Raw genomic sequence first — 19,799 nt, forward strand, 5'->3', positions numbered from 1 at the left:
AACATTTTGATGTCTGCCGATGCCCAAACGCCGAATACTCTCGCTCTGGTTCCCCCGCTTGGGGGCTGAACGGCTGGTCCGCGCTGCGCGGGGCCTGCAGGATGGGCCTTTGGCTGTGGTGACCGAACAGTCGAACATGCAGGTGATCACTTCGTTGAACGCCGATGCCCACGCTGCCGGTCTGCGCGTCGGCCAGCCGGTGCGGGACGCCCATGCCATGTGTGCGGCACTGGTAACGCGCCCCCGCAACGCCCCGGCCGAGGCCGCGTTTCTGAACGCTTTGCGCCGCTGGGCGGGCAAGTTCAGCCCATGGGTGGCCGAAGAGGCTCCGGACGGGCTGATCGTCGACCTGTCGGGCTGTGCTCATCTGTTTGGCGGGGAAGAGGCGCTGCTGAGCGTGCTTGAAACCGACTGCGCCGATATGGGGCTGAGCGTACAGATGGGCATCGCCGACACGCTGGGAACGGCCTGGGCCTTGGCGCGTTATGCCGGGCAAGAGGCCACGTCGGATCGAAACGGCGACGCCATCAGCCAGGAGGCCCGCGCCACCCGCGCCCGCGCCACCAAACGACGTCACTGGACCAAGGGCGGGGCCGCGCCGCAGGTGATGGCCTTGGGCAGCGGTGCGCGGATTGCATCGCCCGGGCAGTCTTATGGCGCGCTTAGCCCCCTGCCCATCGCGGCCCTGCGGCTTGAGGATCAGGTAGTCGCACAACTGAACCGTCTGGGCCTGCGCCGGATCGGGGATCTGCTGGGACAGCCGCGTGCGTCGTTGGCGCGGCGGTTCGGGCGCGGGCTGGTGCTGCGGCTGGATCAAGCGATGGGCAGCGCGCCCGAGCCTGTCTCGCCCGCCCGCCCGCCACATCACTTTGCGGTCCGGATGACCCTGCCCAATCCGATCGGCTTGACCGAGGACGTGATGGCCGCCATCGACCGGGTGCTGCCCACGCTCTGCGCCAAGTTGGAAGAAAAAGGGCGCGGTGTCCGTACCCTGCGGCTTGAGGCCCACCGCGCCGATCAGGCGGCCGAGATCATCGAGGTCGGACTGGCCCGTCCCACCTATGACCGATACCGCATTCGCCCTTTGTTAGAGATGAAAGTCGACAAGATCGACGCGGGCTATGGCATCGATATGCTGCGGCTTGAGGCGATCCAGTCCGAGCCCATCCACGCCCGCACCATGGCAGGCCATGCCGAGGCCCGGCAGGTCGCCCGCAACCGCCTTGAGGGCAACACCGCCGTTGAAGACCTGATCGGCAAGCTGGGCGCGCGGGTGGGGCTGGAGGCGATCACAAGGCGACATCCCGCAGCCTCGCACATCCCCGAAAAAACCGCGCAGACGCTGGCGGCGGCCTGGTCGGAACCGGCGCGGAACTGGCCTGCCCCCCCGCGCCCGCGCCCCTTGCAGATGTGGCAGCCCGAGCCGGTGATGGCCCCCGAAACCCCGGACGTGCCCAGCGCCTTTCGCTGGCGTGGCCGCGATTGGCAGCTGGCGCAGGCCACCGGCCCGGAACGGATCGCGCCGGAATGGTGGCTGGACGACCCCAACTGGCGCAGCGGCGTGCGCGATTACTGGGTGGTGGTGACCGAACAAGGGGAACGGCTTTGGCTGTTCTACGGGCACGGAGGCACCCTGTCGGCGGGCTGGTTCTGTCAGGGGCAGTTTGGATGAATTGGCTAGATTAGGGTCTATTTACCGCGATAGATCAGCCAATCTGGCAGGTAATCCAACAACCGGATCACCCATGAAAACGGTGCCGGAAAATCGGTGCGAAAGCGGCGGCGCGACATCGCTTTGACTACCCGGTCCGCCGCATCCTCGGGCGTCATCAGCATCGGCATCTTGAAGTTGTTCTTCTCGGTCAGGCGGGTCTTAATGAAACCCGGATTGACAATCCGCACCGTCACCCCGGTTCCCGCCAGATCAAACCTCATGGTTTCTGCCAGCGACACCAATGCCGCCTTGCTGGCCGCATACCCCACCGCAGCTGGCAAGCCGCGATAGCCGGACAGAGACCCGATCAGCGTGATATCCCCCCGGCCCTCACGCACGAACTTGGGCACTGTCTCGCCCAGAATTCGCAGTGCGCCGGTGTAGTTCACATCAGTCATCGCCAAGACGGCCTCGGTATCCCAATCACCCGAACGCATCGGCTCATAGGCTCCGGCGTTGTAGACCAGACCATCGACCTCTCCGGCCTCGACCGCGGCACGGCGCACGGCGTCCAGATCGGTTACGTCACAGGGCACGGCCTGCGCATTGGGCAAAGCGGCGCAAATTTCGGACAGACGGTCGGCATTGCGGGCAGACAAGACCAGATGCGCACCCTGACGGCTCAGCGCTTCGGCCAGCGCCCGGCCCAGCCCTTCGCTGGCGCCGACAATCCAATAGGTTTTTCCGTCAAAACTGCTCATACGCCCATTCCAGTTGCGTCTCATTTGTTACGGGCGGGACAAGGGGCTGGATCACTTCACCAGACTTCAAGACTTAGTGCGTTACAGAAAAACTTCTAATCCGATTGATCCACCCCCGCATATGCTACGTATCCTATTGTAAAATGTCGCACAAAGAGGATGGCATGTTCGACGAAACCCGAGGCGTACGCAAGAAAATCGCAGTAGTAGGTGCAGGTATCTCAGGTCTGTCGGCTGCTTACTATCTTTCAGAATCCAACGACGTGACAGTGTTCGAGGCCGAACCCCGGCTGGGCGGACACGCCCGTACTGTAATGGCCGGCAAGAACGGAGATCAGCCCGTCGACACCGGGTTCATCGTGTTCAACTACGCCACCTACCCCTATCTGACTCGGCTGTTCGATGAGCTGAATGTTCCAGTCATCAAGTCCGAGATGAGCTTTGGTGCCACCATCGATGATGGCCGCATTGAATACGGGCTGAATAGTCTGCGCACGCTTACGGCGCAGAAGCGCAACCTCGCCCGCCCCGCTTATTACAAGATGATCGCCGACATCCTGCGGTTCAGCAAAGAGGCCCCCGAGGCCGCACAGGATGACGACACCACGATCGGAGAGTTGGTCGACCAACTGCGCCTTGGCCATTGGTTCCGACACAATTACTTAATGCCGATGTGCGGCGCGATCTGGTCCACCCCGGTCGAGTTCGTGGATCAGTTCCCTGCGCGTTCGTTGGTGCAGTTCTTCAAAAATCACGCTCTGCTGGCCAGTGGCCGCGTTAAACAACATCAGTGGTACACGGTCAAAGGCGGGAGCATTGAGTACGTTCGCCGCATCGACGCCGCCTTGCGCGCGCGTGGCAGCGAAATCCGGCTGGCCTCGCCCGTAGATCGCATCCAGCGCGATGAAACCGGCGTGACGGTACATAGCCAGGGACAGGCCGACCTGTTTGATGAAATCATCCTGGCCACTCATTCCGACCAGTCTTTGGCCATACTCGGTGAGGCCGCTACTGAGGCGGAAAAGGCCGCGTTAGGGTCTATTCGCTATCAACCCAACACTGCCATCCTACATTGCGATCCACGCCAGATGCCGCGCCGCCGGGCCTGCTGGTCCAGCTGGACCTATCGTTCGCAAGCTGGAAGTGTCGGCGTAACCTACTGGATGAACCGTTTGCAGAACATTCCGGACAGCGACCCGCTGTTCGTGACGCTGAATGCGTCGTCAGAAATTCCCGCGGATAAAATCTATGATCAGGTCGAATTTGCCCATCCGGTGTTCGACAAGGCAGCCCTGAAAGCACAAGGGCAAATCCGCGAGATGCAGGGACAGAACCGAACCTGGTTTGCCGGTGCATATAACCGGCATGGCTTTCACGAAGACGGGATTGCCAGCGCGATGCATGTTGTCGAGCGCATGAACGGCACCCCGCAGACACTCGGAGCTGACAATGGCATTCTTTCAAAAGATCCGGCCATCCCTGCCTCGGCCGACATCTAACCCTCTTCGCGCGGCGTTTCTGTCGCTTGTTCTGCTGGCCCCGGGCGGGCTGGCGGCGTCTTCCGGCCTGAACGCGCTGGACGATGCGCAGCTGCGCGGCACCGCGACGTTCAGGTATTTGGGATTCCCGCTGTATGATGCACAGCTGTTTACACCGGGTGGTGCGCCCTTCACTTGGAATCAGGATTTCGGGCTGCAGCTAAAATATCGCCGCAACGTTACACAAAAGGCGCTGATCAACTCGACCCTGGACGAGATGGCGCGTATTGGTCGCGCGGCCCCTGTACGCGATCAGCTTCAGAACTGTTTCAAAGCGGTCAACAAAGGCGATCAGTATCTGGCAGTGTCTGAAGGTCCGAACAAGGTCTCCTTCTGGCTGAACGGGCGCAAAACCTGCACGATGTCTTATCCTGGCATCAAACGCAGCTTCATGTCCGTTTTCCTGGGCGAAAATACCCGTTCCGCCGCCTTCACACAGAAATTGCGCGGGCAGTGATGCTGTATCCTAGGGTCAGTCTCTATGCGCTGATGCTGGCTGCGGCGGGTATCCCGCTGTATATCCATCTGCCGCGCTTTGCCGCGGTGAATCTTGGCATCGGCCTAGGAGTGATAGGCACCGTTCTGCTGGTGATCCGCATCGTCGATCTGGTGCAGGATCCTCTGATCGGCTGGGCTATCGACCGCTGGCCTGGGGCGCAACTTTTGTTCGCCTCAACCGCCGCGATCGGGCTGGCCATCGGATTTCCTTTGTTGTTCGGGTTGCCCGATGGCGCAAGTATCATGGCATTAGTGTCTGTTTTGGTACTTTTGTTCTCGGCCTATAGTCTTGGAACAATCCTGCTCTATGGGCGCAGTGCAACGCTTGCCAAACACGCTGACGCGAAAGAGCTAATGACACTGGCCGCCTGGCGCGAAGGCGGGCAACTGACCGGCGTTATCCTTGCCGCCAGCGCTCCTGCCCTTTTCGTGGCCTTTGGTGCCAGCGCACAAGGCTATCCGGCTTTTGGGTTGTTTCTGGGCCTGCTCGCCGTCCTGACCCTGATCCTGACGGCTCCGATCTGGCGGCGTACCCCGATCACCGGACAGGGGCTGTCTTTTGCCGGGCTGGGTCAGGCAGGCGCGTTGCGTCTTCTGTTTCTTGCGCTGGTCAACAGCCTGCCTGTGGCGATCACCTCGACCCTGTTTCTATTTTTTGTCGAAGACCGTCTGCAATTACCCGGAAAAGCCGGGCCTTTGCTGATCCTGTTCTTTCTCAGCGCCGGGGCCAGCGTGCCGCTCTGGGCCAAACTCAGCAACCGGATTGGCCCGAAACAGACTCTGATGATCGCCATGCCACTGTCGATTGCAGGCTTTATCGGCGCCGCCACCCTTTCGGCCGGAAACCTGACCGGATTTGCGGTGATCTGCCTGACATCCGGCGCGGCGCTGGGGGCGGATATGGTGGTGCTGCCTGCCATGTTCTCGGTCGTGCTGACACGCGCAGGGCTGAATGCCTCAGCCGCGTTTGGCATCTGGTCTTTCGCTGGCAAGCTGGGCCTTGCGCTTGCCGCCTTTTTCACACTGCCGCTGCTGGAACGCAGCGGATTCACTCCGGGGCAAGCAAACTCGGCCGAGGCGTTGCGTACACTCAACCTCGCTTATGCCGTGCTGCCCTGCATCCTCAAACTCGGCGCGTTCGGGCTGGTCCTGACGCTGCCAACGGAGGTCTCAGCCAAATGACGTTTGTAGCTATCCTTCTTACCGCCATCCTTGTCCTGATCGTCGCGAAACGCCGTTTCCTGAGCTTCCGCTCGCAAGCGCCGGCCGATTACACCGGAACCGGACCAGCTTTCAAAATGAAGGAACACCTGAACGGAGAAATCCTGTCCGAAGGCTTGATCTATGGCCCCAACGGCAAGATGTCGAACAGCTTTGTTGCCCGCATGGTGGGGGAATGGGATGGTAATACCGGCACACTGGCCGAGTATTTCACTTATTCCAACGGCAAGCAGATGACCCGCAAGTGGTACCTTACGCTGGGCACCGGCAACACTTTCACCGCCACGGCGGACGATATTGTGGGCGAGGGTCAAGGCATCATTTCCGGCTCGACTGTGAAACTGACCTACCGGATCATCCTGCCGGAGGACGCGGGCGGGCACACATTGGATGTTACTGACTGGATGTACCTGACCGAAAACGGCGTGATCATGAACCGCTCCGAGATGCGCAAATTCGGCCTCAAAGTCGCCGAGCTGGTCGCAACCATGCGCCCCTCCCCTGACGCGAAGCCCGCCCATGTCAGCGGCTCGAACGGCTACGACGCCACGGCTGAGACGAGGACATTGCAATGATCACCCGCCGGGTTCTGATCGCGGCCTTCGCCATTCTGGGGCTGGCCGCTCTGGCGGCCTGCTCGGCCAAACCGCGCGTGCCCAAAACCTTCCTCTCGGACCGACAACTGAACCTTGAGGATTTCTTTGAGGGCAAAACCGTCGCCTATGGTCAATTTCAGGATGTACTGGGCAATGTGCCCCGCCGCTTTACGGTCGAGATCGACGGCACATGGGATGGTGAAACCCTGACGCTCGTCGAGGATTTCGTCTATGACGACGGCGCCACCGAACAGCGCATCTGGACCCTGACCAAAACCGGCGAGGATACCTGGACCGGCACCGCTCCGGGTGTTTTGGGTACCGCCAGCGGGATCGAGCGCGGGGACACGTTCAACTGGAAATACAAAATCGATCTACCCGTGAAAGACGGCACCATGCGGGTGAATTTCGATGACTGGATGTGGCTGCTAACCGATGACCGGCTGCTGAACCGCGCCTATGTCTCGCGCTATGGCGTGCGGCTGGGTGAAGTCATCCTGTATTTCGAAAAGCTGTAACCCGCCGACGGTTCAGTTGCTGGAATATACGAAAGTCAGCGACCGGCTGACACCACCCGGTGGTTTCGGGAAGGGTGAGGCTGCTTGGACCTGCGCCTTGGCCGCCCGTTCAAGATCAGGTGAGCCATTGGTATCCACGACATCGACAAAGGCCAGAGTTCCGTCTGGGTTGATCCTGAAGAATACCCGCGCAAAGCCCCGCGCCGCTGTGTAGACGATCGGCGCACGGTTCAGGTGCACCAAAACTTTTCCCGCATAGTTGGTACGATCCGAGTTGCCGGGGTTCCGCCCGCCCGAACGCGAGCCGCTGCTTCCCGAGGTGAACAAATCCCTACCCTGGCGCTGATAGGTGGTCAGGGGCGACTCGACCTCTTGTGTCGGATATTGCAAATCGCTGAAATCCCGCGCGGTGCGCAACGTGGTCGGAGGTTCAGGCAGCGCATTCCGGTCTGGCAAACGTGGCCGGACCGAAGAGGTCGGCGCTTGCTGCTGTTCCTCGCTGCTTTCCTCAGCGTCGGGAACTGGCTCAGACGGTGTAGCTGGGATATCGGCCTCAACATTGTCACTTTCAGCAGGAACGACTGGCGTAGCCGATGGCACTGCGCTCTCCGCTGGGTCCGGCAGGGCAGCAATCTGCTCGGCTTCGGTGGGTTCGGGTGCGGCCGGGGTTTCCTCTGCCGGTTCCGTTGCCTCGGGGCTGCCTTCGGGTGCTTCGGCAACCTCAGCCGCCTCGGCCGACGGAGTTTCTTCGACCTCATCGCTGGCGGTATTGTCGCCGTCGGCAGGGTCCTGAGTTTCAGGAGCCTCGGCCTCGACCGGCTCGGGCGCGACCGGTTGCAGGACTTCGGAGGTGCCGGTGTCGGGCGCATAGGTCTGCTTGGGGTCGTCCGAGGCCACATGTACCTCGGTGGTCGGGAGTTCGGCCGGTTCCGGCGCGGGTTCCGGGGGCTCTTCTTCCACGGGTTCCGGTGCCTCGGGCGGTTCGGGTTCCACCGGCTCGGCAATCGTGTCCACCAGGTCTTCGAAGCTGTTGCTCAGTTCAACCGAGTCCCCTCGGCCTGCGTCTTGCGGCTGCTGCGTCAGTCTGGGTGCGGTCAGGCTCAGCCCCGTTAGGTGCAGCACCAGCGACAGCAGCGCGGCAAGGGCCGCGATGACGAGCGACCCCCGGATCATTCCAGCGCCTTCTCGGTCACGACAAAAACGGATTGCGCACCGAGGCGGCGCAGCTCTCCGGTCACTTCGATCAACCGCGCGCCCGAGGCTTCGCGATCCGGCACGATCCGCACCGGTCCGGGGTCGCGTCCCGCCATGTAGGACTCCGGTTCCATCGGCGCACCACGAAAGCTGAGAGTGCCATCTCGGTGCAGGACCAACGCATCCGGCGGCTCGCGCCCGTCCAGTTCGGACGTGTCGACCAGATTCAGATCAGGGTCCAGCGGCGTGGCCACAGTACCCGCGATCAGAAAGAAGATCAGCATCAGGAACACGACATTGATCAGCGCAATCGTCGAGTCGCGTTTGCGGCGGGGGCGGCCTCGGCGGATCATTCCAGCACCAGCACGTTTAGGCCCTCACGCCCGCGCAACAGGACAAGCAAGTCCACCAGACGCTGCGCCGTCGTGTCGGGATCAAGGCTGACCAGCACCTGCCCGGTGTTCACTTGCGCCGTCAACTCATCCAGCGTGACAGGTGTACCGTTCAACACCAGCCCGTCTTCGCTCAACTGAACAAAGGCACGGTCTTGCGGCGCGTCCGTTGAGGCCCCTCCGGTTGTGGCGTTGCTTAGCTCGATCTCGCCGTATTTTGAAAAGGTCGAGGTCAGCATGAAGAACAGCAACAGCAGAAAGATCACGTCGATGAGCGGTGTCATCGCCATGGGCCGTCTTACAAAGGGTGCGGTGTTACGCATGTCCAGGCGTGGCCGCCATGGGTTGCGCGTCCTCCGCCAACGGAACAGCCTGCCCCGGCACCAGCACCGTGCGCAGGGCCTTGTCGGCAAATACCCGTTCACGTGCGGTGCGGCTTTCGAACCAGGACAACACCATCGAGGTCGGCATCGCCACCGCCAGACCCACGGCCGTGGTCACCAGCGCCACCCAGATGCCACCGGCCAGCAGCGACGGGTCAACCGAAGAACCCGCCGATTGCAGGCTGCGGAACGCCTCGATCATGCCCAGTACCGTGCCAAACAGACCCAGTAGGGGCGCGAGCTGCGCCACCGTGTCCAGCAGGCGGAAACCGCGCTCCAGACCGGCTAGCGCCAGCCCGGCCTCAGCGTCCAGTCGCTGATCCAGACCCGGTGCGTCCGGCGCGTCCATCGCAACCCCAACCAGTGGCGCAAGGTAGCTGTGGCTTTTGGCCAGTCGCGCGCGGGCGGTCTGCTCGTCACCGGCATCCCAGGCGTCCAGCGCTTGCGACAACACGCGATGCCGTCCCACGCCCGAAGCGGCGAATTGCCAGAGCTTGTAAAGCGTCACCGCCAGCGTCACCACGGACATGGCGATCAGGATGGCAACCACCGGCCCGCCGAGGGCCAGGATTTCACGCAGGGCGTCAAGAAAACTCATCCCAAAAGCTCCACTTCTGTTCGGCTGTTCAAGGTCGGTGTCTGGTCACAAAGATCGCTGTCAAAGCCCCCGACGATACAACTGCTAACGCCATTGATCAGAACACGCCCGATGTTTTCGCAGGTGGTGCCCCGGATATCAAACTGACGTACCCGCGGGCGTTCAGCCGGCAGGTCGCGAAATCCGAAAAGGGTGATCCGTTCGAAAACACCCGCAGCATCGAAAATCACCACCTGATAGCTGGCGCTGTCGATCGATGTTGTACTTTGATTTTCGACCAGAAAGGTCAGGCGGCAGGCGCCTTCGACCTCTTCGACCGCGTTCAACTCAACCATCAAGCCTGGAGCGCCCTGTGAGGTTTCGGCGAAAGCCGCAAAAGGCAGCACACAAAGGGTGGCGGCAAGGGCCGGACGGCGAAACTTCATGGATGCGCTCCCGATTGTTCAACGCAGGCAAGGCTTTGGCGGCGTTCCACCCGTCATATCCAAGACTGCAGGGGCGTGAAAGAGTTACCGACACCTTTGTGATAAAGGGCGATTTACGGCCTGTTCAACCCTGCCGTTTCGTGAACCCCATCGCTGGAGCGCGTTATTGCGAGGGTTCGGAACCGTTCTGATTGACCATCGCGCAGGCCACCAGCCATTCCAAAGCGTTGGACTTGATCCCGTGTTCGGCGCAGATCGCGATGCTTTGGCTTTCGAATATCTGCGCATAAACGGGCCAATCGTCCTGCTCGGCCGGGAAAATCGCATCGGCGGTCTTGCGCTGTTCCCACTGATGCAACTTGCCGCCCGCCACACCAAAGCTGATCTGCCCCGGGATCGGAGGATCGGTGACCATATCCAGCATCAGCGGGTCCGAGAAATCCCGGTGTCCCAAACCCTGCACAAAACTGGTGTTGGACGGGTTGCAACCCAGCCCGAACCACATCCCCTCGGTCACGGCATCCGCCATCTGGGGGGGCAATGCGCCGTTCACGGCCTGATAAAGTGCAAATTCTTCTGCCCGCCAGTTCGATCCGGGCCCAAACCGCAACCAACCGCGCCCCCAGGGATAGGTGTCGGTGCTGTGCAGGCCATAGTCAGACCCCATCCGATCGGTGCGCTTGGCGCGGTAACCGATCCAGCCTTCGATGGCCGCGACAATCTCGGGATCCGCCAGCCTGCCCTCGCGCGCGGCCAGCACATATTCAACATAGGCGTGGGGGTAGTACCCCTTTTTGATCCCCTGCGCCGGGGTGTCTGACCGGGCCACAAAGGGGTTGTGGCCTTCGAACACATCGCGGGCCTCCGTATCTCCGCTGGCGCGATACACGGCTGCAGCTGCCGCAACGCGCGCCTGGGCCGTGACCTTTTCCGCCTTTGCGTCGCGGCCACCAGGCTTTTCGGACAGAAAATCCTGTTCGGCCCAGCGCCACGCCCGAACCGCCTCATCCATCAGCGCGTCGCCCAGAATGGGATCACCGCAGGTGTGTTTGATGACATGCCCAAGCTTTGCGGCGCTGAGGGCAAAGTTATAGGCAGCCCAGTCTTCGGGGCCATAGGCATAGGCGATCTGAACCGGGTTCCATGACACCGACCCAATTATCCCCGGGTTCGAATACTCCACTCCTCCGATCACCGCGCCATCGGCGCCCTGTGTCCTGCGCCACAGCGAAATGCCCCATAGCGCTTCGTGAATCAGATCCGGCAACACTGTCATGCCATCGCCCCGGTCTGCTGCGTCCTTGCGGGCCAGCACATCGGGATGCGCAAAGGGTTTGCCGCTTTCGGGCAGGTTCAGATTCAAGCTGCGGGTATGGTCGAGCACTTCGACGATATTGGCGATGTGAAAGACCGCATCCATGTGCTGAATACGCCGGTCCCAATCGCCGGCATCATGCCACCCGCCCCAGGCATCGGGATTGGCCTGCGCCCGGGCCGAGACCGGAATGCCGTCCAAACCGGTCACCCCGACAGGCTGTTCCGACAACAGCTCGGCTGCGCCGGCCTTGCTGTAGCCTTCCCCAGTTTCACCCAGCCGTATGTCAGTCTGCCAGACGGTCAGACCATCCTCTGGGTGGCCATTGCGCGGGCGGGGACGGCCTTCGCCAAAAGGTTCGGCGATTTCGCACCCCGATCTTTGCCGGAAATACCAGCGTGCCGCCAGGCGCAGGGCCTCAGCATAGGGGGCGGGCGTTATGCGGAACGGAAAGGACTGGCCGAATCCGTCAACGTGCAAAACGTACTCTCCATCCGCATCGATATCCGAGAAATCGGCCACGTATATGTCGCAGCCGTTGAAATTCTGACCCTTGCGGTGCGGTTCAGAGGCCGGTTTGACCAACGTCAGCGTACCGCTTTGCACCTTGGTACCATCTGCGGTCGAAGTGACTGCCCATTTGGTATCCGGTGACAGCAAGGCGTCGGTGTTTCCAGGCCGACCATCGGCGTCATGCCCCCACCATGCCCCGACATAGGCCTTTTTGGGGCCACTCAACGGATATCCTGCGTGGCACACATGCAGCGCTTCGCTGAAAAGCTTGGGCGACTTACGCTGCCTGGCCGCCGGTATGGATGGCCCTTCCAGCAGCACCTGCGCCCCTTCCGGGATCGCGCGATCCAGCACCAGGGTCAGATTGTGCCGCTTGCTACTCTGCCAGTCACGCTTGGCCACAGCCCGGGTCCGGATAGGAATGGATTTGCGGTAGACCGACACGACGCCGGCGGGGCCTCCGTCAATGCTGACACGCCATTCGTCGGGCCGATCCACCGGGATGCCCCTTTGAAAAAGCCCATTGCTGGTCTGAAAGCCTGACAACTGACTGCCGGGCACAATCGTGGACATGGGGGTAAAGCGCTGCGGTTGCGTTGGGTTGGCATCGCCCGAGAAATACCCTTCGACCCCATTGAGCCGCCCCAACGCACCAAAACTGTTGAACGGATCGGGCGACCAACTGCGATCGTCTTTCTGGGAAACCGGCACAGTCTTAGAGATATCGAACAGCGTATCAACGACGGTAAGCTGAACGATGTTATCCCCGGCAAAACCAACCGCACCGTCGGGGTCAGCCGCGGCAAAGGCCACCGGGCCCAGAAACGGAACAGACCCTATCAAAGCGGTGCCCTGAAGCAGCACTGCACGTCGGGAAATTGCCATCTGTCAGTGCCTCCCCTCGGTTTTTTGCGGTCCGACGGTACCTTGTTTCGCGGATCGGTCCAAACTGTGCAGGAATCGCCAGATCAGCTTGGGTCGAAACAGGCTGTCGGGATACAGCACCGCACCGCACAACCCTTCGAACAACGCGGTGGATTTGCGACCGTACTGATATTGGTTGCGTACCCCGGACCAGAAGATGTCGATCTGACGGGCCCGCAGCAGGTGACGCAGCCGGGGCCCGTATTTCTCGCGCATGGACGGATTTGCCGCGACTTTTTGCAGGCTAGGCACCCGGCGCGCGAAGACCGAGCCGCGCGCCTGATGGTTGGCACCGCTGGCCACCTGACGGTAACGCAACAGCGGCGGCCCCGCGACCACCGCAAACGACCCCAGCAGTGCGACTCGGCACCAGAATTCCCAATCTTCGCCCTTGATCAGGTTTTCGTCATACCCTCCCGCCTGCCGGGCAATATTGGTTCTCAACGCAAGTGCCCCGCCATTAACCACAAAATTCTTGCACAACAGCGCGTCCAGTTGGTCGTGTGCGGGCACCAGCCGTCGATTGTCCGCGCCCCGCATCGGAGTGCCATCGATATCCATACGCTGCACGCCGGCCACCGCCCCCACCGTAAAACTGCCGGTCAGCGTGTCATAGTAGCTCTGCAATGCCTCGGGATGCAGCAGATCGTCGGCATCCAGAAACAGCACAAATGGCGTTTTGACCTGATTCAGACCCAGATTCCGGGCTGCGCTGACGCCTTTGGCCGGGCCCTGTATTGCATGAAACCGGGAATCACGCTGCGCGTAGCTGCCAAAGATGTCGCGCGTGCCATCGGTTGAACCATCGTCGATGCAGTTCACCTCGAACGCCGTAAAACTTTGGGCGAGTACACTGTCGAGTGTTTCCGTCACGAACCGATCCGCATTGCGGGCGGGGATGATGATCGAAAACACCGGCTGATCCATCTCAGCGCCCTCCGACCCGATCAACCTTGACCGCTGCGCTGCTGTATTCGGCGAACTCAAACCGCATCAAACCGGCCATCATGCCGGCGCCGCGATACACCTCAAGCAGACCGCGGACCCATCTGGCGCGCGAGCCGAATCCAAGGCACAGGCACATTACAAGGCCCCAGCCGATTGCGCCCATACTTTTGACCGCCCGCACCTTAACGCCCTTGCGCCGTATCAGGGCTATGCGGCTGAGCGTATTGCCCTTGCGGAACCAGCGCCGCCGCAACCAGCGGAGCGAGACACGGTTTTCAGGCACGTCATCCCAGACCAGTGCCTCGGCCGCTGCACGGATCGTGCCGCCGCCTGCGCGCAAGCGGGTAAAGAACTCTTCATCCTCGCCGCCAGTGATGTTGAACCGCGGATCGAACCTGAGCCAGCGATCCCGAATAACGGATGCCTGCACCATGGAATTGTTGGTGGCTGCCGACACCAGCACATCCCCTTGTTCATACGGCCCCATGCGAAACAGGTTCAGCGCTTCGACCCAGGTGGGCGGTGTCTGCCGATAGCGCGGCTCGACGGGGCCCTGCGCGGCGACGGTGTCGGGAAGCGCCATGGTTGTCAGCATCTCGGCCAGCCAAAAATCGGAAACCACCTCATCATCGTCGAGAAAGGCGAGAAAGTCAGCGTCGACAGGCGCTTCAGACAGGGATCGGTTGCGAGCCGCAGCGATGCCGCGTTCAGATTCGGTTACATAGATCACTGGCCAGCGGGACAGGGTTTGAATGTCGCCCAAAGCGGCTGCAGCAGAGGCATCAGGCGCATTATCGACGATCACCAGCGTCACGCGAACCTGATCCGGCCCCAGCGTCTGGGTATTGAGGCTCTCGATCAAAGACCGCAGCCCGTCTGGGCGCAGATACGTGGCAACGCAGATGGCGATATGTGGCCCGGAGGTCATGGCGCGATCACCGCTCATACCCGGCCAGTTCCAACGCACGCCCGGCCAGCTTGTCGAACCGCGTCTTTTGCGCATCCGACCACGCGGCCCAGCGCTTGACCGGATTGAAATCGGATGGCTTGGCCTGCGGCTGCCAGCGTGCCTCGTTCGCAGCCGAGGATCGCGACGACCCGCGCACCGGCATTTGGTCAACCTGATGCCAGGGGTAGCTCTCCGGTGGCAGCTCGGTATGGGCCAGCATTTCGGCCACGAAATGCTGCGGGTTCGCGACGATATCTTCGTAGCGGGCCACCATCGTATTGTCGTTTTCGTTTTCCCCGCCCTCGGCAAAGCTGGTAATCGCTTCGGTTCCAAGGCGCCATTCATCAGCCAGTTGTCGAAAAGTCTTTCGGGTCAGCGAATACCGCGAAAACGTGTTGAGCGTGGAATCCACCACGTCGCGCCCGTCACGCAGACACAGGATCAGCTTGGCGTCCGGAAAGATGTACTGCGCCAGAGTCAGGTTATGCACATGCGGGCATTTCAGCAGGATGCGCTTACCCGGAGACTGTTCCTGCAAAGTCCGGAACCACGCCCCGGCCAGCATCGCCAGCAAGTCGTATTCTTCCAAAACTTCGGCGTTGCGCGGGAAATACCTGAGGAAATCGCGGCCGAACGCGGCCGCATCCTCTGCTGCATGCAACAAGGGAAACTCGTACAAACGCCCTACATCCGCTTCGACATCCGGGTGCATGGCCGCTAGATCCCGGACGAAATTGGTGCCCGAACGCGGCATCACCCCAAACACTAAGATGGGCACGTTAATCTCACCGCTGGCGCTGCGTGCCAGGGCCGCCATACGCGCGCCCTGATCCGGGGAAACCGGCGGCAGAAAGTCGTCTATGGTCAGAAACCGCGCCCCGATCAGGCGTCGCGCGATCAGGCCCATTTGGTTGACGCGCATCTCTCCGAGGGTTTGGGCTGCCTGGTTCAATCGCATCGCTTACACGCCGTCCCTGCGCTCGCGCCAGGCTTGCCACGGCAGATCCACGCGACCGGTAACCTTGGCCACAAACTCCATATCCGGCGTGAACAAGTCGGTCAGTTTCTTGCGCGTCTCGCCAGTGGGGGGCGCGACCTTGGATTTCAGATGCTCCCTGTTCATCGACAAGGCCTGTTTCAGCCCCGGCAGGCCTTTGACCGTCCGCACCGCCTCGCGCATCCCCAAGGACCGCATCATGTCGCCCCCCCGGCGCAGCGTGCGCTGCACAGTCGGATTGCGATAGGTAACGGTTTCATGGTGACGCTCGGACAGCGAGGCCGGATTGTGATCGGGAGTGATCGCAAGATGCCGGCATATTTGGTCATAGGTGCCCTTGGGATCGTCCGAGATATCCTCGGAAAACAGCAACAGCAACGCGTTGCGGTCAAAACAGTCCAGCCAGCGTTCAAGGTTCATCTTGTACTGGCTCTGCCGCGCGTAGGCCGGGTTCTGCGCAAGCGCGTCCTCGAACGAGATCGAGGATGCGATATGCCCCTTGCGGATTTCGTGCAGGTGGTTGGAATAGGCGCGCTCGACCGGGTCTCGCAGGATGCAGATCAGCTTGAGATCCTTGTTGTAGTCCCGCGCGCGCTGCGGGGCGTCCTGACTGAAGAAATAGGTGGGGGAACATTCGCCCTTGATGGTTCCGTCGGGGCCTTCGGCGAAACAGCTTTCGTACCAGATGTAACCCCGATCGTAATTCGCCGTGAAAAAGTTCAGTTCCTTCGTGTCACCCGTGGTCACGGCAGAATGACCCGAAAGCACATGGTGCAACCACGTTGTCGCCGCTTTCTGCGCACCGATTCCGATGAATTCGACTTTGCTCACACCAATTCACCTTTCAAAACGCACCGCCCAGAAAAAGACGGCAGTTCAACTCAAATCATCCCTGACGTTCCGCCCTTACCTGCGGCCAAAGCGGTTGGGTACGTCCTTGCGCAAAACGATGCTCACCGCGTGCGGCAGGGTCCGCACATATCGCCTCAGGAGATGCCGCGGCCCGGTTGCGACGCGGTGCAGCCATTCCAGCCCCACCGACTGCATCCAGTCGGGCGCGCGCGGGTAATCACCGACAATATAGTGAAAACACCCGCCACAGGTCACGATCCACGCACAGTGTTCCAGCTTCGGCGCAACCCGTTCCGAGAAATACTGTTCCTTTGGCTTGCCCAGCCCGACCCAAAGAATATCGGCCCCGCTGGCATTGATGTCAGCCACGACCTCATCCTCTTGCGAAGCGTCGAAATACCCGTGCCGCCGCCCCGCCAGTTGCAGACTGGGATACATCTCAGTCAATTTCTCGGCGCAGTCGCGATTGATCTCTTCGATACCGCCTAGCAAATAGAAACTCAGCCCGTTTGCCGCCGCGGCCCTGGCGGCTGAGTGGATGAAATCGGTGGTTGCGGTTCGCTCGGGGATACCCAGACGCCCATAGGAGAGCCGCGATGCCCACACGACGATCTGACCATCGGCATGGGTGATATCAGCGGAATCCATGGTTCGGGCGAATTTCTCGTCGCTGGCATAAAGCGAGATTGCCTGTGCATTCGAAGAGAAGACGGTCGTGGCGCGATTCAGCTTGCCGCTCCGCCGCCGCTGTACGTCTTCCAGCATCACTTCCGTCAATTCGTGGGCGCCTGCGATGGCAACTGGCATACCTCCAACAAAAGCATGCGGCAGACGCTTATCCAGGATTTTATTCATGTAAAAGCCAACTGGTCACAAAAAAACAAATACGAAAGCAGGTTAACAGGCCCAACGATTCTTGCTAGGAAATTCAGCTCTTTTCGGCGGGATTGTTCCGAATTTCGCGAGTATTTTCACGATTTCAACCAAACTTGCTTACTTTTCACCGTCAATTGTGGTTTGCTTATCCCATTGTTGAGTATTTCTGGCCCGCAGCTGACGGCCGCTGACGCGTGTATTGTTGAGCATTGGCTACCGGGCTTACGTGAACCATATCTGTGCCACACGTTGTTATGAGTGATGACTGATCAGTACCGCCGAGGACTAGAAGTAGAGTTATCGGGCCTGGGACATGCTTCTGCAGGCGACCCCGAACTCAGAATGCTGTCCAACGTTGCCTGGGCCATCCGACGTTCGTTTCTGTGGATTCTGGGCATAGCCGTTGGCGGGGCGTTTCTGGCTTATTTGTTCACCTACACTGCCGATACGAAATACACCTCAAGCGCCAAGGTCATGATTGAGACCCGAGTGCAAACTGAAACGCAGTTCACGCCGCAGGTGTCCGGCCTGCCCCTTTCGCTGACGTCGCTGGAAAGTGAATTGCAGCTGTTGCGATCAACCGACCTGATCGAAAGCGTGGTGGGTCGGTTGGACCTGCAGAACGACCCCGAGTTTTCTGGCGGAGGATCCGGTCTGTCATTGAACCCCATAGTGTGGGCGCGCGGGTTGAAAAACGCTCTGGTCGGTGCGTTTTCACGCGAGGACGATGCGGACGGGGCTGATGGTGCGCGGTCTGAGGAGGTGTTGCGACACGAGGCGGCGATTGAAAACCTGTTGAAGTCCCGGCGGATTGAACAGGTGGGCGACACTTCGGCCGTTTACGAAATCCGCGTCACCTCTGAATCCAAACGCAAGGCCGCCCAGATCGCCAACAGCCTGGCCTCGGAATACCTGTCGGTGCTGACCAGAATGAAACGTGACGCGCTGGGGCAGTCGCAGGACTGGCTGGCCATCCGCATCGGCCAATTGCGTGAGGATCTGAACAAGCTCAGCTCGAACCTTGAGACGCATTCGATCGAAACCCCGTATTCCCCCGATGAATACGCAACCATCAAGGCGCAGCGGATCAAGGCGGAGCGGCGGTCTGCATTGGTCAGCGAAAACCTGATCGAACTGGAAGAACAAACGACAGCGATCAGACTTCTGCGCGAACAGGGCAAAGTGCAGGAAGCGGCGGATTACGCGGCACAGGTCGGGTTGCTGTCACGCAGCGGGAACGCCGACATTACCGATCAGGCCGCAATAACCGCATTGGATGCCATCCAGACCGCCGCAGACCGGAAAATGGATCAGTTGAATGCCCAGCTGACCACGCTGAAACAAAGCATCGAGACGTTCAAGGAACAGCAGGCCCGTCAGGTTCAGCATGACTCTGTCACCAAGCGGATCGAGAATGAGATTCTGGTCACCGAAGCCATCTATCGGGATTTCGTGTCACAGCTGGGCCGCCGGGCCGAGCAAGGCGACTACCTGGACGCCGGTGCACATATCATCGAAAGGGCCCGCCCTGCGGTGGACCCATCCGAGCCCAAGCGGTCGCGAACGGCCATGGTCGTCATGATTGGGATCATTTTCGGTGGCCTGATCTGGACCATTCTGCACGAGCTGTTTCAAAGGCGTCTCCGGACAACGCAGGAATTCGAAAGCGCAACAGGGTCAAAACTGTCTGCGATTCTTCCGGAAATCAGGGATGAGCCGCCCTTCGAGACCTTCTTTGCCCATGCAGGGAAACTGGCCCCCGAGATGCGGCATTTCGGACGAAAACTGCTGGCCAGCAGCGATATCGGTCTGCGCGTCTCACCCAGCCAGAGCGATCCCGCCGCCGCGCAAAATGACCAGCTATTCTCGAACTATCCGGACAAGACGGCCAGCCAACCCGAACCTCTGGCCCATTGTATGATCTTTTCCGGTGCCTCGACATTGCCGGACGAGGGCAAATCCTCAGCGCTTCTGTTGCTGGGGGCTGTCTGCGCAAAAGCGGGATACCGCACGCTGATCATTGACTGCGATACTGTTGCCTCGGCCTATCGTGTCTATTCCCGAATGACACCCGAAGCCCTGCAGCACTCTGCAACCGACCCCGAGTTTTTATTGAACTACGTGGTCGGAAGCCCGCAAGAGGGTCTGGATATTCTGCCGCTGATCCGAGGTCAGGGCGAAGATGCGCAGACAGATGCCGGGGACTTCCTGTATTCACCCGCTTTTCTTGATCTGCTGCGGTCGTTGTCGAACATGTATGATGTGATCCTGCTGGATACCCCGCCTTTGCTGTCGGCGGTTGAATCCTCGTACCTGTCGCAGATATCGCATCGGGTCCTGCTGTTTACCCGCTGGAACAGCACGCGCAAAAACGCGGTGTTTCAGTCCATACGCGAGCTGGAAAACGCGGGCCTGCGCCCCTCGGCTCTGGTGGCAACGCGGGTTGATCTGAATAAGGCCAAGCTCTATGGCGACCCGAATTTCGGATGAGACGTTGTTTGAACCCCCTCGGCCCTGCCCTTTTGCGCACAGACAAAGGGTTTCGGATCAGGTCCCGCTATTGCCAAGGATTGACAGGTAACCTGCACGACCAGACCCGAAAATCGCTGAGCCTTGCCGGGGCGCTTAATGCGCCTTCCAACCCACA

General features: G+C 60.6%; 19 protein-coding genes. 7 read left to right on the forward strand and 12 right to left on the reverse strand.

The features are described from left to right. Positions 1-19 precede the first annotated feature (19 nt). Positions 20-1,672: a DUF6504 family protein gene (locus ACXAGD_RS16245; RefSeq protein WP_475211936.1), complete on the forward strand. Its 1,653-nt coding sequence runs from the start codon at positions 20-22 to the stop codon at positions 1,670-1,672. A gap of 17 nt (positions 1,673-1,689) precedes the next feature. Here the strand turns inward: ACXAGD_RS16245 and ACXAGD_RS16250 are convergent, their stop codons facing one another. Continuing rightward, the gene (locus tag ACXAGD_RS16250) at positions 1,690-2,415 is read right to left on the reverse strand and encodes an SDR family NAD(P)-dependent oxidoreductase (protein WP_475211937.1); all 726 of its coding nucleotides are present in this window, start codon (positions 2,413-2,415) and stop codon (positions 1,690-1,692) included. Positions 2,416-2,579: 164 nt separating this feature from the next. On the opposite strand from ACXAGD_RS16250, the gene ACXAGD_RS16255 reads away from it, so the two are divergent. Genes ACXAGD_RS16255 through ACXAGD_RS16275 form a run of 5 tightly spaced genes read left to right on the forward strand, consistent with a single transcriptional unit; the run spans position 2,580 to position 6,786 of the window. Then, on the forward strand, positions 2,580-3,914 hold the full coding sequence (locus tag ACXAGD_RS16255) for an NAD(P)/FAD-dependent oxidoreductase (protein ID WP_475211938.1): 1,335 nt from the start codon (positions 2,580-2,582) through the stop codon (positions 3,912-3,914). Continuing rightward, positions 3,865-4,410 carry a hypothetical protein gene (locus ACXAGD_RS16260; protein ID WP_475211939.1) on the forward strand — a complete coding sequence of 182 codons (546 nt, stop codon included), beginning with the start codon at positions 3,865-3,867 and terminating at the stop codon, positions 4,408-4,410. Before ACXAGD_RS16255 ends, ACXAGD_RS16260 begins: the two co-directional genes overlap by 50 nt. Then, positions 4,410-5,633 carry an MFS transporter gene (locus tag ACXAGD_RS16265; protein WP_475211940.1) on the forward strand — a complete coding sequence of 408 codons (1,224 nt, stop codon included), beginning with the start codon at positions 4,410-4,412 and terminating at the stop codon, positions 5,631-5,633. The genes ACXAGD_RS16260 and ACXAGD_RS16265 overlap by 1 nt, the downstream gene beginning before the upstream one ends. Next, a complete protein-coding gene (locus tag ACXAGD_RS16270) occupies positions 5,630-6,247 on the forward strand; it encodes a DUF3833 domain-containing protein (RefSeq protein ID WP_475211941.1) in 618 nt (205 codons plus the stop codon). Before ACXAGD_RS16265 ends, ACXAGD_RS16270 begins: the two co-directional genes overlap by 4 nt. Beyond that, a complete protein-coding gene (locus ACXAGD_RS16275) occupies positions 6,244-6,786 on the forward strand; it encodes a DUF3833 domain-containing protein (RefSeq protein ID WP_475211942.1) in 543 nt (180 codons plus the stop codon). The genes ACXAGD_RS16270 and ACXAGD_RS16275 overlap by 4 nt, the downstream gene beginning before the upstream one ends. A 12-nt stretch (positions 6,787-6,798) precedes the next feature. On the opposite strand, the gene ACXAGD_RS16280 is transcribed toward ACXAGD_RS16275, so the two are convergent. From ACXAGD_RS16280 to ACXAGD_RS16330, 11 genes are all read right to left on the reverse strand, one after another. Next, complete coding sequence (locus ACXAGD_RS16280) at positions 6,799-7,959, reverse strand: energy transducer TonB family protein (protein ID WP_475211943.1); 1,161 nt, start codon at positions 7,957-7,959, stop codon at positions 6,799-6,801. Next, on the reverse strand, positions 7,956-8,333 hold the full coding sequence (locus ACXAGD_RS16285) for an ExbD/TolR family protein (RefSeq protein WP_475211944.1): 378 nt from the start codon (positions 8,331-8,333) through the stop codon (positions 7,956-7,958). The genes ACXAGD_RS16280 and ACXAGD_RS16285 overlap by 4 nt, the downstream gene beginning before the upstream one ends. Further along, on the reverse strand, positions 8,330-8,695 hold the full coding sequence (locus ACXAGD_RS16290) for an ExbD/TolR family protein (protein WP_475211945.1): 366 nt from the start codon (positions 8,693-8,695) through the stop codon (positions 8,330-8,332). Before ACXAGD_RS16290 ends, ACXAGD_RS16285 begins: the two co-directional genes overlap by 4 nt. Further along, positions 8,688-9,353 (reverse strand): MotA/TolQ/ExbB proton channel family protein, encoded by a 666-nt coding sequence (locus ACXAGD_RS16295; protein WP_475211946.1) that lies wholly within the window; start codon positions 9,351-9,353, stop codon positions 8,688-8,690. Before ACXAGD_RS16295 ends, ACXAGD_RS16290 begins: the two co-directional genes overlap by 8 nt. After that, complete coding sequence (locus ACXAGD_RS16300; RefSeq protein ID WP_475211947.1) at positions 9,350-9,778, reverse strand: hypothetical protein; 429 nt, start codon at positions 9,776-9,778, stop codon at positions 9,350-9,352. The genes ACXAGD_RS16295 and ACXAGD_RS16300 overlap by 4 nt, the downstream gene beginning before the upstream one ends. A 163-nt stretch (positions 9,779-9,941) precedes the next feature. Beyond that, positions 9,942-12,491: a glycoside hydrolase family 9 protein gene (locus tag ACXAGD_RS16305; protein ID WP_475211948.1), complete on the reverse strand. Its 2,550-nt coding sequence runs from the start codon at positions 12,489-12,491 to the stop codon at positions 9,942-9,944. 3 nt (positions 12,492-12,494) lie between these two features. Then, positions 12,495-13,457 carry a glycosyltransferase family 2 protein gene (locus ACXAGD_RS16310; protein WP_475211949.1) on the reverse strand — a complete coding sequence of 321 codons (963 nt, stop codon included), beginning with the start codon at positions 13,455-13,457 and terminating at the stop codon, positions 12,495-12,497. A gap of 1 nt (position 13,458) precedes the next feature. Then, on the reverse strand, positions 13,459-14,481 hold the full coding sequence (locus tag ACXAGD_RS16315; protein ID WP_475211950.1) for a glycosyltransferase family 2 protein: 1,023 nt from the start codon (positions 14,479-14,481) through the stop codon (positions 13,459-13,461). Then, entirely contained in the window at positions 14,414-15,385 is a 972-nt protein-coding gene (locus ACXAGD_RS16320; RefSeq protein WP_475211951.1) for a sulfotransferase family protein, read from the reverse strand. Before ACXAGD_RS16320 ends, ACXAGD_RS16315 begins: the two co-directional genes overlap by 68 nt. A gap of 3 nt (positions 15,386-15,388) precedes the next feature. Next, complete coding sequence (locus tag ACXAGD_RS16325; RefSeq protein ID WP_475211952.1) at positions 15,389-16,255, reverse strand: sulfotransferase domain-containing protein; 867 nt, start codon at positions 16,253-16,255, stop codon at positions 15,389-15,391. A 75-nt stretch (positions 16,256-16,330) separates the two neighbouring features. Then, the gene (locus ACXAGD_RS16330; protein WP_475211953.1) at positions 16,331-17,083 is read right to left on the reverse strand and encodes a WecB/TagA/CpsF family glycosyltransferase; all 753 of its coding nucleotides are present in this window, start codon (positions 17,081-17,083) and stop codon (positions 16,331-16,333) included. A gap of 411 nt (positions 17,084-17,494) precedes the next feature. Between ACXAGD_RS16330 and ACXAGD_RS16335 the strand changes: the two genes are divergently transcribed. Then, positions 17,495-19,642, forward strand: a complete 2,148-nt coding sequence (locus ACXAGD_RS16335) for a GumC family protein (RefSeq protein WP_475211954.1) — start codon at positions 17,495-17,497, stop codon at positions 19,640-19,642. The last annotated feature ends 157 nt before the right edge of the window (positions 19,643-19,799 follow it).

This window comes from Ruegeria sp. ABF4_144 (assembly GCF_056160045.1).